Source organism: Tabrizicola piscis (assembly GCF_003940805.1).
Taxonomy (GTDB): domain Bacteria; phylum Pseudomonadota; class Alphaproteobacteria; order Rhodobacterales; family Rhodobacteraceae; genus Tabrizicola; species Tabrizicola piscis.
Map to the genome: position 1 here is coordinate 2,424,246 of NZ_CP034328.1, position 12,656 is coordinate 2,436,901.

The 12,656-nt window shown below is 63.4% G+C and carries 10 protein-coding genes and 1 pseudogene; 9 read left to right on the top strand and 2 right to left on the bottom strand.

The window, feature by feature from the left end; all coding sequences use genetic code 11:
• Window positions 1–25: 25 nt before the first annotated feature.
• Both ubiB and ubiE read right to left on the bottom strand, forming a co-directional pair.
• Window positions 26–1,557: pseudogene (ubiB, locus tag EI545_RS11830) on the bottom strand (2-polyprenylphenol 6-hydroxylase).
• The gene (ubiE, locus tag EI545_RS11835; RefSeq protein ID WP_125325664.1) at window positions 1,554–2,306 is read right to left on the bottom strand and encodes a bifunctional demethylmenaquinone methyltransferase/2-methoxy-6-polyprenyl-1,4-benzoquinol methylase UbiE; all 753 of its coding nucleotides are present in this window, start codon (window positions 2,304–2,306) and stop codon (window positions 1,554–1,556) included. Before ubiE ends, ubiB begins: the two are co-directional and overlap by 4 nt.
• 81 nt (window positions 2,307–2,387) lie before the next feature.
• On the opposite strand from ubiE, the gene EI545_RS11840 reads away from it, so the two are divergent.
• From EI545_RS11840 to gyrB, 9 genes are all read left to right on the top strand, one after another.
• A complete protein-coding gene (locus EI545_RS11840) occupies window positions 2,388–3,065 on the top strand; it encodes a hypothetical protein (RefSeq protein WP_125325665.1) in 678 nt (225 codons plus the stop codon).
• Window positions 3,058–3,903 carry a bifunctional DNA-formamidopyrimidine glycosylase/DNA-(apurinic or apyrimidinic site) lyase gene (mutM, locus tag EI545_RS11845; RefSeq protein ID WP_125325666.1) on the top strand — a complete coding sequence of 282 codons (846 nt, stop codon included), beginning with the start codon at window positions 3,058–3,060 and terminating at the stop codon, window positions 3,901–3,903. Before EI545_RS11840 ends, mutM begins: the two co-directional genes overlap by 8 nt.
• A gap of 60 nt (window positions 3,904–3,963) precedes the next feature.
• Window positions 3,964–4,740: an enoyl-CoA hydratase gene (locus EI545_RS11850; protein ID WP_125325667.1), complete on the top strand. Its 777-nt coding sequence runs from the start codon at window positions 3,964–3,966 to the stop codon at window positions 4,738–4,740.
• Window positions 4,741–4,947: 207 nt separating this feature from the next.
• A complete protein-coding gene (rpsT, locus tag EI545_RS11855) occupies window positions 4,948–5,217 on the top strand; it encodes a 30S ribosomal protein S20 (RefSeq protein WP_125325668.1) in 270 nt (89 codons plus the stop codon).
• Between the two features lie 536 nt (window positions 5,218–5,753).
• The gene (gene dnaA / locus EI545_RS11860) at window positions 5,754–7,112 is read left to right on the top strand and encodes a chromosomal replication initiator protein DnaA (RefSeq protein WP_125325669.1); all 1,359 of its coding nucleotides are present in this window, start codon (window positions 5,754–5,756) and stop codon (window positions 7,110–7,112) included.
• Window positions 7,113–7,230: 118 nt separating this feature from the next.
• On the top strand, window positions 7,231–8,349 hold the full coding sequence (dnaN, locus tag EI545_RS11865; RefSeq protein ID WP_125325670.1) for a DNA polymerase III subunit beta: 1,119 nt from the start codon (window positions 7,231–7,233) through the stop codon (window positions 8,347–8,349).
• Window positions 8,350–8,385: 36 nt separating this feature from the next.
• A complete protein-coding gene (recF, locus tag EI545_RS11870; protein ID WP_125325671.1) occupies window positions 8,386–9,486 on the top strand; it encodes a DNA replication/repair protein RecF in 1,101 nt (366 codons plus the stop codon).
• On the top strand, window positions 9,483–10,103 hold the full coding sequence (locus EI545_RS11875) for a LysE family translocator (RefSeq protein WP_125325672.1): 621 nt from the start codon (window positions 9,483–9,485) through the stop codon (window positions 10,101–10,103). The genes recF and EI545_RS11875 overlap by 4 nt, the downstream gene beginning before the upstream one ends.
• Window positions 10,104–10,184: 81 nt before the next feature.
• Window positions 10,185–12,635, top strand: a complete 2,451-nt coding sequence (gene gyrB / locus EI545_RS11880; RefSeq protein WP_125325673.1) for a DNA topoisomerase (ATP-hydrolyzing) subunit B — start codon at window positions 10,185–10,187, stop codon at window positions 12,633–12,635.
• The last annotated feature ends 21 nt before the right edge of the window (window positions 12,636–12,656 follow it).

The following is a 12,656-nucleotide window of genomic DNA, read 5'->3' on the forward strand; positions in this document are numbered from 1 at the left end:
TCCGCACGGGGGGCCAACCCTGCCGCTAAAGAAGTTCACCGAGGACGATGCCAGCCCCAAACGCCGCCAGAACCAGTCCAACCCAGACAACCGGATGCAGCCGCCGCCGGGCGGGGGGCATAGTATTTCCCGGATTGCCGACCTTGATCAACTGCGCCTCCACCAGCGCGGGCATCCTTGGGCCAAAGCGGGCCAGCACGCGTGCGGTCTTCACCAGGTCGCGCAGAACAGCCTTCGGGCCGATGGTTTCCTTGATGTAGCTTTCGACAATCGGCTTCGCGACTTCCCAGATGTTGATATGCGGGTCCAAAGACCGGGCGACGCCTTCCACCACCACCATGGTGCGCTGCAGAAGGATCAGCTCGGTCCGCGTTTCCATGCCGAAGCGTTCGGTCACTTCGAACAGATAGGACAGAAGCCGCGCCATGCTGATCCGGCTGGCATCCATGCCGAAGATCGGCTCACCCACGGCGCGCAGGGCGCGGGCGAATTCGTCAATGTCGCGGTCGGGGGGACGTATCCGGCCTCGAAGTGCACTTCGGCGACGCGGCGATAGTCCTTGCGGATGAAGCCCATCAGGATCTCGGCGTAGACGCGGCGGGTGTATTCGTCGATCCGTCCCATGATCCCGAAATCATAGGCAATGATGTCGCCATTCGCCGCGATCTTCAGGTTGCCCTGATGCATGTCGGCGTGGAAATACCCGTCGCGCAGCGCGTGGTTCAGGAACAGCTGCAAAACCCGTGCGCCAAGCACCCGCCGGTCATGCCCCTGCGCATCGATCAGCGCGTTTTCGTTCAGGCCAATCCCCTCGGCCCAGCCCAGCGTCATCACGTTGCGGCTGGACAGGAACCAGTGCGGCTTTGGCACCTGAAAGCCTTCGTCCTTGGCCGTATTGGCCGCAAACTCAGCCGCGGCCGAGGATTCCAGCCGAAGGTCAAGCTCGCCCATGACGACGCCTTCGAAATGGGCGATCACGTCCAAAGGCCGCAAGCGGCGGGAAAACGGTGCCAGAACCTCGATCATCCGGGCGGCGAAGTAGAAGGCGTCGATGTCCTTGCGGAAGGCGCGTTCGATGCCGGGGCGCAGGACCTTGACCGCCACCTCCTCGCCGGTTTCCACCAGCCGAGCCCGGTGCACCTGCGCGATGGAGGCGGCGGCAACGGGTTCGGAGAATTCGGAAAAGATCGCGGGAACCGGTTGCTCCAGCTCGGCTTCGATCATCGCCTTGGCAATGTCGGTGGGGAAGGGGGGCAGCTTGTCCTGCAGGTACTTCAGCTGCTGGGCGACCTCTTCGCCAACGATGTCCGGGCGGGTGGACAGGATCTGCCCGAACTTGATGTAGGCGGGCCCCAGCGCCGTCAGCGCGCGGGTCGCCGGCGGCAGTGCCGGGTCACCCTTCAGGCCAAGCCACTTGAACGGCCAGCCCAGCATCCGCGCCGCAAAGCGCAGCCGTTTCGGCGCCTTGAACGCCTCCAGCACCACGTCCATCGCGCCGGTGCGCTCCAGCGTGGCACCCGTGCGGATCAGGCGGATGATGTTGTGCGGACCCCTCACAGTTTCCAGCCGGAATGGAGGGCGGCGACACCCATCGTCAGGTTGCGGTACTTCACCTGCCCAAAGCCCGCCGCGCGGATCATGGTGGCAAATGTCTCCTGATCCGGGAACTTGCGGATCGATTCCACAAGGTACTGATAGCTGTCGCGATCCCCCGCCACGATCTGCCCCATCACCGGGATGACGTTGAAGGAATACAGGTCATAGGCCTTTTGCAGCAGGTCGTTGGGGATCTGGCTGAACTCCAGCACCATCAACCGCCCGCCGGGGCGCAGCACCCGGTAAGCCTCGGCCAGCGCCTCGTCGATCCGCGTCACGTTCCGGATTCCGAAGGAAATGGTGTAGACATCGAAACTCGCGTCCGGGAAAGGCAGCGCCATCGCGTCGCCCACCACCCAGTCAAGGCTGGCGGCCAGCTTTTCCGCCTCGGCCCGCTTGCGCCCCTCAATCAGCATCGGCTCGGTCATGTCGCAGACCACGGCCGTTGCCCCCGGCGCGCGCTTCAGGAACCGGAACGCCACGTCGCCGGTGCCGCCCGCCACATCCAGCAGGCGCTGGCCCGCGCGGGGGGCCAGCCAGTCCATCATAGCGTCTTTCCACAACCGGTGAACGCCCCCGGACATCAGGTCATTCATCACGTCATATTTTGACGCGACGCGGCTGAAGACCCCATGCACCATCCCGGCCTTCTCGGCCTCGGGCACGTCCTGAAAGCCGAAATGGGTGGTCTTGTCTGAACCTTGCGTCATAGGATGCTGCCTGTATGTCGTCCGCTTCGAGTTATACCGAAGCGCACGAAAGGAAAACCGTCTGTCGCAGGAAAGAGTGGAATGCAGGGTGTGACGCATTGGCCGGAAATCTTCTTCGTCTGGGGTGCGACCGTGCTGCCGATGGTGATCCTGATCGGTTTCTGGGGTGGCCTGATCTTGTTCGCCTTGCGCCGTCGCCGCCGGCAACAGGCGCGCAAACTGGCTCAGGGTGCCCTGCCCGACGCATCTTTCCTGCAGGTCGGTGATCTGCCGCTGCAGTACCGCTATGTGGCCGGATTGGGGACGGGCGGACCGGCGCCCGTCACGGTCGGGGAAAAGGTGCTGCGCCCCTCCAGCGGTGTCAGGGTCACGATTCTGGTGATTGCCGGGATGGTGGTCTGGTATGCGCTTTCGCCCGTGGTCTGGCAGTCGGCTGCAGACCTTCCGGGTGCGCAGTCGGACTGGATCCTTGTCGCGATGCAGTTCCTTTTGCCGGTTCTCGCTGTTTCCGGTGTGCTTTACGTCTTTACCAGCGAGGCGCGCTATGACCGCGATGTCCTGATCGTGACCCGCTTCCTGCAGCGGCGCGAATACCGCTGGAAGAACCTCACCCGTGTCGCGGATGCGGGGTCCTATGATCTGCTGCTTGTGTTCAAGCCGGGCGGCAAGGCAAAGGTCCTGAAGTATTCGGTCGGGATCGGTGAGTTCAAGGATTTCGCGCTCGAACAGATCCGCAAGAACGGTTTGACAAATGCCTGAGCTGCCCGAGGTTGAGACTGTCCGCCGTGGCCTTGCCCCGGTCATGGAAGGCGCGGTCATCGAACGGGCCGAGGTCAACCGCCCCGATCTGCGCTGGCCCCTGCCGGAACGGATGGCCGAACGTCTGACGGGCGCGCGTGTGACCGCACTGCGGCGGCGGTCGAAATACATCCTCGCCGATCTCGACAGCGGTGAGACTTTGCTCATCCACCTGGGCATGTCGGGCCGGATGCTGATCTCCGGCACGATGCTGGGCCAGTTCCACCATGACCACCCCGCGCCGCAAAAGCATGACCATGTGGTCCTGCACATGCAGGGCGGCGCGCGGATCACCTTCAACGACGCCCGCCGCTTCGGCGCGATGGATCTCATGCCCACCGGCGGCGCGCATGCTTTGCTGGCGGGTCTCGGGCCCGAACCCTTTGGCAATGATTTCAACGAACCCTACCTCGCCGCCCGGCTGGCTGGCCGCCGCACGCCGATCAAATCCGCGCTTCTGGATCAGCGCATCGTCGCGGGTCTGGGCAATATCTACGTCTGCGAAACCCTGTTCCGCGCCCGCATCAGCCCCCTGACCCTTGCCGGTGACCTTGCGGAAACCGCCGTCCACGGCCTTGTCCCGATCATCCGCGAAGTGCTGGCCGAGGCGATCGAGGCGGGCGGCTCCTCCTTGCGCGATTTCCGGCAGGCGAATGGCGAGCTTGGGTATTTTTCCAAGCATTTCCAAGTCTATGACCGTGAGGGCGACCCCTGCGAAACCCCCGGCTGCAGGGGCACCGTCACCCGCACGGTGCAATCCGGCCGCTCCTCCTTCTGGTGCCCCGCCTGCCAGAGTTGACTTGCCATCCCGCCGTTTGGTGCTAGGAGTCACCCCCACTGCAACAGCGGAGACCCGGCCATGGCCTATGAGACGCTGATCGTCGAGACTGAGGATTACGTCACCCTCATCCGGCTCAATCGCCCCGATGCCATGAACGCGCTCAATTCCACGCTGATGCGGGAACTTGCAGCCGCGGTGACTGCGGCGGACGCCAATGACAAGGTGCGCTGCATCGTCGTCACCGGGTCGGAAAAGGCCTTCGCCGCCGGGGCCGACGTGCGCGAGATGGCCGAGAAATCCTTCATCGACGTCTTTTTCGATGACCTCTTCGCCGCCGAATCCGCCGCAATCGCCAAGGTCCGCAAGCCGATCATCGCCGCTGTGTCCGGCTATTGCCTTGGCGGGGGCTGCGAACTTGCGATGCTGTGCGACTTCATCATCGCCGCCGACACGGCCAAGTTCGGCCAGCCGGAAATCAATCTGGGCATCGTCGCCGGCATGGGCGGAACCCAGCGCCTGACCCGTGCCGTGGGCAAGTCCAAGTCCATGGACATGCATCTGACGGGCCGCTTCATGGACGCAGGCGAAGCCGAACGCTGCGGCCTCGTCAGCCGGGTGGTCCCCGCCAAATCCCTGATCGAAGAGGCGATGAAGGCCGCGCAGAAGGTGGTAGAGAAATCCGCCGTCACCACGATGGTCGTCAAGGAATGCGTAAACCGCGCGCAGGAAGGCACGTTGGCTGAGGGGCTGCTGTTCGAACGCCGCATGTTCCACGCCCTCTTTGCGACCGAAGACCAGAAGGAAGGCATGGCCGCCTTCCTGGAAAAGCGCCAACCGCAGTTCCGCGACCGCTGACCCCGCCTCGTGCGACTGCGTCTCCTCATCGGCGAGGAGTGACGCAGTCATCGACGAGCAGGGGGCTTTCCTTTTCCGTCCTCTTGCCCTAAAGGACGCCCGACATGCGCGTGGGCCCGCTTAGGCAAGAATCAATCCCGACCCTCGGTCGGGGCCTTTGGTCTTTCGTGCAAACCGTTTGAAACCGAAAGATCCCAAGGGAAGCCCATGGCAAATACCGCCCAGTCCAAGAAACGCGCCCGTCAGTCCGAAGCGCGTTATGCCGTCAACAAAGCCCGCCGTTCGCGCATCCGCACCTTCCTGCGCAAGGTCGAAGAGGCGATTGCCTCCGGCGATGCCGAAGTTGCCGCCGCTGCCCTGAAAGCCGCTCAGCCGGAACTGGCGCGTGGCGTGTCCAAAGGCGTGCTGCACAAGAACACCGTGTCGCGCAAGATCTCGCGTCTGGCGTCGCGCGTTAAGGCCGTCGTCAAGGCCTGAACCTACCTGCCTGATTCCCTGTGCCAGGCATGGGGAGCATCTGGGGCGCACCCGTCAGGGCTGCGCCCTTTGGCATTTCTGCGCCTGAATTTCTGTGCCACCCGGGCACTCCGTTGCCGATTTGCACGGGCCGCGGGATTCGATTTCAGGGAAACCCTGTCAAGCGAGATGTTCGGTTGCAGACCCCGCAGAGCGCTTGCTAGCGTCTGACTGCGATTCACGTCGACTTGGGGGACAAGAACGGTTCGCAAGAAGGAAACCGCTGCACGAATCCGTGGCTGCTGCGCCATCTGGTTTGGGTTTTCTTTTTGTGATCAGTGATTTGGCAGTGGCATTCAAGCCACTCCATCACGCAGAGGCCAGCCTGCCGGGTTACCCCGGGGCGGCGTCTGCACGTCATGTCCCTTGCCAGAACCGGATTGGTCCGCCTCGCCCATGGGGGGGACAGGTTTGGTCGGCGCGGCTCGTTCGTTGAATAGGAAGTGAAGGTTCGGCAGGTTTTCTGCCGGGTCCAGGATATTGGCAGGTCAAAACGAATGACGAACGAAACTTGGGGTCAGGTCCGGGAAGAACTGATCAAGCGCGTGGGCAAGAACAACTACGTCACTTGGATCGAACCGCTCAAGCTTGCCCTCCTGAACAACGGTGTCGCCCGTTTCGAAGTGCCGACCATCTTTTTTGGCGACTGGGTCCAGCGCAACTATGCCGATCATATCCGCAGCCAGCTTGCCAGCGCCGGCAGCCCGGTGGAGCGGGTGGAGTTTGCCGTAGGTGCCCCGTCGATGGCCACCGCGCCTGCGCCGGTGAAGGCCACCGCCAAGCCGTCCCGCGCCCGCTCCGTTCCGGTCGAGGATCTGCCCGGTGCCCCGCTGGACGCCCGCTTCACCTTTGACAGCTTCGTTGTCGGCAAACCGAACGAGCTTGCCCATGCCGCCGCCCGACGCGTGGCCGAAGGTGGCCCGGTCACCTTCAACCCGCTGTTCCTTTACGGTGGCGTCGGCCTTGGTAAAACCCACCTCATGCACGCCATCGCGCATGAGCTTCACACCCGCAGCCCCGATCTGCGTGTGCTTTACCTCTCGGCCGAGCAGTTCATGTACCGCTTCGTCCAGGCCCTGCGCGAACGTCAGGTGATGGACTTCAAGGAACTGTTCCGCTCCGTCGACGTGCTGATGGTCGATGACGTGCAATTCATCGCTGGCAAGGATTCCACCCAGGAAGAATTCTTCCACACCTTCAACGCGCTTGTGGACCAGAACAAACAGATCGTCATCTCGGCTGACCGTGCCCCGGGCGAAATCAAGGACCTGGAAGAGCGGATCAAATCCCGCCTGCAGTGCGGTCTTGTGGTGGACCTGCACCCCACCGATTACGAACTCCGCCTTGGCATCCTGCAGCAAAAGGTCGACTACTACCGCTCGCAGTATCGCGGGCTGGTGCTGGCCGACGGCGTGCTTGAATTCCTTGCCCACCGCATCACCTCCAACGTCCGTATTCTGGAAGGCGCGCTGACCCGTCTGTTCGCCTTCGCCAGCCTCGTGGGCCGCGAAATCACGCTGGAACTGGCGCAGGACTGCTTGGCCGATATCCTGCGGTCCTCCGACCGCAAGCTGTCGATCGAGGAAATCCAGCGCAAGGTTGCCGAACATTACAACATCCGCCTCTCGGACATGATCGGCCCCAAGCGCCTGCGCAACATCGCCCGGCCGCGTCAGGTGGCGATGTATCTGTCCAAGCAGCTGACGCCGCGGTCCTTGCCGGAAATCGGTCGGCGCTTCGGCGGCCGCGACCACACCACAATCATGCACGGTGTCCGCAAGATCGAGGAATTGATGGCCACCGACAGCCAGCTTTCCGACGATCTGCAGCTTCTGCGCCGTCTCCTTCAGGGTTGAAGTCGGGCCGCCCTTGACGGCCCCCGGAAACGCACCCACAGTCCAGTGAAACACTTGTGAACCGGCGAAAACCGGGTAAATTCGGCGTCCCTTCAAGGGGTCCGCAGGGGGAAGTCAGATGAAACTCAGCATCGAACGCGCGGTTCTGCTCAAGGCGCTGGCGCAGGCACAATCGGTCGTCGAACGGCGCAACACCATCCCGATCCTCGCCAACGTGTTGATCGAGGCTGAGGGGGCGCAAGTTTCCTTCCGCGCCACCGATCTGGATATCGAGGTTGTGGATCGCGCCCCCGCCATGGTGGAACGCGCCGGGTCCACCACGGTGTCCGCCGTCATGCTGCATGAAATCTGCCGCAAGCTGCCCGATGGCGCGCTGGTGAACCTTGCCGAAGACGCCGCCGCCGGCCGTTTGACCATCACGGCGGGCCGGTCGACCTTCAGCCTAGCCACGCTGCCGAAAGAAGATTTCCCGGTGATGGCGACCAGCGAATATTCGTCCAACTTCTCGGCCCCCGCCCCGGTCTTGCGCCGCCTGTTCGACAAGGCGAAATTCGCCATATCGACCGAGGAAACCCGCTACTACCTCAACGGCGTCTACATGCACGTCTCGCAGGGCGAAACCGGCAAGGTGCTGCGCTGCGTCGCCACCGACGGCCACCGCCTGGCCCGGATCGACGCGCCCTTGCCCGAAGGGGCTGACGCGATGCCCGGCGTGATCGTGCCCCGCAAGACCGTGGGGGAGCTGCGCAAACTCCTGGACGACGATGATGCCACCATCGCCGTTTCGGTGTCCGAGACGAAAGTTCGCTTTGCCACGCCCGCCATCACCCTGACCTCCAAGGTCATCGACGGCACCTTCCCGGATTACACCCGCGTTATCCCCACCGGCAACACCCGGCGGCTGGAGGTGGACGCCAGCGAATTCGCCAAGGCCGTGGACCGCGTTGCCACCGTCTCCTCCGAACGCTCGCGCGCAGTGAAACTGTCGCTGGATGAAGACCGGCTGATCCTGTCGGTCAACGCGCCTGACAGTGGCGCCGCCGAGGAAGAGCTTGCCGTCGCCTATGGCGATGAACGGCTTGAGATTGGTTTCAACGCCAAGTACCTCTTGGAAATCGCCAGCCAGGTGGACCGTGAGAATGCGGTTTTCCTGTTCAACTCCTCGGCTGACCCGACGTTGATGCGGGAAGGCAATGACCTGTCGGCGGTGTATGTCGTCATGCCGATGCGGGTCTGACGGCACGCCAAACCCCCGTTCTGAAAGGGAAATCCCGTGGGCGGTCTGGTGATCGAAACCCTCGCCCTGTCGCATTTCCGCAGCCACCGCGCCGCGCGGCTAAGCCTTGATGGGCGCCCGGTGGCCCTTGTCGGGCCCAATGGCGCGGGCAAGACCAATGTGCTGGAAGCCGTCTCGCTCTTGTCTCCGGGCCGTGGTCTGCGCCGCGCCGCGGCTGAGGATCTTGCCCGCCGACCCGAGGCGCTTGGCTGGAAGATCACCGCCGCCGTGCAGGGCCTGACCAGCGCGCATGAGCTGGAAACCTGGGCCGAACCGGGCACCACCCGCCAGGTGCGGATTGATGGCAAGGCCGCCACGCAGGCCAGCCTTGGCCGCATCCTGCGCATCCTCTGGCTGGTCCCCGCGATGGACCGCCTGTGGATCGAAGCGGCCGAGGGGCGGCGGCGCTTTCTTGACCGCATGACGCTCAGCTTCGTGCCCGAGCATGCTGAACAATCGCTCATATACGAAAAGGCGATGCGCGACCGAAACCGCCTGATCAAGGATCAGGTGACCGATCCGCATTGGTACGCGGCCCTCGAAGCGCAGATGGCCGAGGCTGGCCAGCAGATCACCCTGAACCGAACCGCCGCTCTGGCCCGCATTGCGCAGGCCATTGACCCGGCCAGCGCCTTTCCCTCGGCTGACCTTACCCTTACCGGGCCCGAGGGTGCGGCCCAGCCCGAAGACCTTGCCACGGCCCTTGCCGAAGGCCGCCGCCGCGACATCGCGGCGGGGCGCACGCTGATCGGCCCGCACCGCGCCGACCTGTTGGCACGCTACGCCGCCAAGGACACCCCCGCCGACCAATGTTCCACCGGAGAGCAGAAGGCACTTCTGATCAGCCTGATCCTGTCCAATGCGCGCGCCCTGAAGCTGGACCTTGGCGCTGCGCCCGTTTTGCTGCTTGATGAAGTTGCAGCCCACCTTGACGCCACCCGCCGCGCTGCCCTTTATGACGAAATCTGTGCCTTGGGGGCACAGGCCATCATGACTGGCACCGATTCCGATCTGTTTGATGCCCTTGGCACGCGCGGCCAGCGGCTTTCCGTATCGGATGACGGCAGTGGCTCGCGGCTGATCGGAATAAGTGAATGACCGTTTCGTTATACGAACTCACCCTCTACGCCTGGGGCATGGCGGCACTTTGGGTCGTGCCCGGGCCGGTCTGGGTGGCGCTGACGGCGCGGTCACTGTCCTTTGGTTTCCGGGGGGCTTGGCCCTTGGCCATCGGCGTCGCGCTGGGCGATCTGATCTGGCCAATGGCCGCGATCTTCGGCCTTAGCTGGATTCTGTCCCTTTACGGTGATTTCCTGCAGGTCCTGCGCTGGGTCGCCGCGGCGACCTTCCTGCTGATGGGCGTCCTCCTGCTTCGCAAGCCGGCCACCACCCTCGACACCGACAACCGCCTGACCCGCCCCGGCGCTTGGGCGGGGTTTGCCGTGGGTGTCGCCGCCGTCATCGGCAACCCCAAGGCGATCCTGTTCTACATGGGCGTGCTGCCCGGGTTCTTTGACCTGTCCCGCGTCAATGCCGCCGATATCACGGCCATCCTCCTCATCTCGGCGCTGATCCCGATGATTGGCAACCTTGCCCTCGCCTGGTTTCTGGACCGCGCCCGCCGCCTGCTGTCCAGCCCCGAAGCGATGCGCCGGCTGAACATGGCGTCGGGGATTCTGCTGATTGGTGTCGGGCTCGCCATACCCTTCGTCTGACCACCAAATCTTGTGTCCAAGGGGTGACATTGCCCCCCCAAACCGCTATAAATCGCGGACAATTATCAGGGTTTCCCACGCATGGCTGACCAGCCCAAGAACATGGCCGAATACGGCGCTGATTCTATTAAGGTTCTCAAGGGATTAGAGGCGGTTCGCAAGCGCCCCGGCATGTATATCGGTGACACCGATGACGGCTCGGGCCTGCACCACATGGTCTACGAAGTCGTCGACAACGGAATTGATGAGGCGCTGGCCGGTCACGCCACCGCCGTCACCGTGAAAATCCACGCCGATGACTCTGTTTCCGTGCGCGACAATGGCCGCGGCATCCCCGTCGACATCCATCAGGAAGAGGGCGTTTCGGCGGCAGAGGTCATCATGACCCAGCTCCACGCTGGCGGGAAATTCAACAACACGGATGAGGGCGGCAACGCCTACAAGGTCTCCGGCGGTCTGCATGGCGTGGGCGTTTCGGTCGTCAACGCCCTCAGCGAATGGCTGGAACTGACCGTCTGGCGCAACGACAAGGAATACCGCGCGCGCTTCGAACATGGCGATTGCGTGGTCCATGTGCACGAAGTTGGCCCCGCCCCCGGCATGCGTGGAACCGAGGTCCGATTCCTTGCATCGGCCAAGTCCAACATTCCAGAAGGCACGTTCAGCAACCTCGATTACAGCTTCAAGACGCTGGAACATCGGCTGCGCGAACTGGCTTTCCTGAACTCAGGCGTGCGGATCATCATCGAAGACGAACGCCACGCCGAACCCCAGCGGGTGGAGCTGTTCTACGAAGGCGGCGTGCGCGAATTCGTCAAGTACATCGACCGGTCCAAGACCGCCGTCATGCCCGAACCGATCTACATGATTGGCGAACGCAACGGTATCGGCGTCGAAGTGGCGATGTGGTGGAACGACAGCTATCACGAAACCGTCCTTCCGTTCACAAACAACATCCCGCAGCGCGATGGCGGCACCCATATGGCCGGTTTCCGGGGCGCTTTGACCCGGACGATCACCAACTACGCCCAATCCTCCGGCATCGCCAAGCGTGAGAAGATCGACTTCACCGGCGACGACGCCCGCGAAGGGCTGACCTGCGTGCTCTCCGTCAAGGTGCCCGACCCGAAGTTCTCCAGCCAGACGAAAGACAAGCTGGTCTCCTCCGAAGTCCGCCCCGCCGTCGAAAACCTTGTGAACGAAAAGCTGGCCGAATGGTTTGAGGAAAACCCCGTCCACGCCCGGTCGATCGTCGGCAAGATCATTGAGGCCGCAATGGCCCGCGAAGCCGCCCGCAAGGCACGCGAACTGACCCGCCGCAAGACCGCGCTTGACGTCGCCAGCCTGCCCGGCAAGCTGGCCGACTGTCAGGAACGTGACCCGGCGAAGTCGGAACTCTTCCTGGTCGAGGGTGACAGCGCCGGCGGCTCTGCCAAACAGGGCCGCAGCCGCGCCAATCAAGCGGTCCTGCCGCTCAAAGGCAAGATCCTGAACGTCGAACGCGCGCGTTTTGACCGGATGCTGGCCTCACAGGAAATCGGCACGCTGATCACCGCACTTGGCACCGGCATTGGCCGGGATGAGTTTGATATCAAGAAGTTGCGCTACCACAAGGTCGTCATAATGACCGACGCCGACGTTGACGGCGCGCATATCCGGACGCTGATCCTGACCTTCTTCTTCCGCCAGATGCCGCAGCTGATCGAAGGGGGCTACCTCTACATCGCGCAGCCGCCGCTTTACAAAGTCGCCCGCGGCAAGTCCGAGGTTTACATCAAGGATCAGGCCGGTCTGGAAGAATATCTGATCGAGATGGGGATCGAAGGCACGATCCTGCGCCTTGGCAACGGTGAGGAACTGGCCGGGGCCGACCTGCAGCGCGTCATCGAAGGCGCGCGCCAGTTCCGCCGCGTGCTGGAGGCTTTCCCCACCAACTATCCGCGCGGTATTCTGGAACAGGCTGCGCTTGCCGGGGCGTTCGACGCTGGCCGGGCAGATGCCGATCTGCAGGCCGTGGCCGATACGGTGGCACGGCGCCTGAACCTGATCGCGGCCGAATATGAAACCGGTTGGTCCGGTCGCATCACGCAGGATCATGGCATCCGCCTGTCCCGCATCCTCCGCGGGGTTGAGGAGTTGCGCACGCTTGACGGCGCCGTCCTCCGCTCGGGCGAGGCGCGTCGCCTGTCGGCCATTTCGCAGGACACCCGCGATGTCTACCGCGACCCCGCACGCCTTGTCCGCAAGGACCGTGAGCAGCTTGTTCATGGCCCCATCGACCTGCTCAAATCCATTCTGGCCGAAGGGGAAAAGGGCCTGACCCTGCAGCGCTACAAGGGCTTGGGCGAAATGAACCCCGAACAGCTGTGGGAAACCACGCTTGACCCCGAGGCGCGCACGTTGCTGCAGGTCAAGGTCGATGATCTGGCGGAAGCCGACGACATCTTTTCCAAGCTCATGGGTGATGTGGTCGAACCCCGGCGCGCCTTTATCCAGGACAACGCCCTCAGCGTTGAGAATCTGGATTTCTGAACGAACGCTCAGCTGACCGAT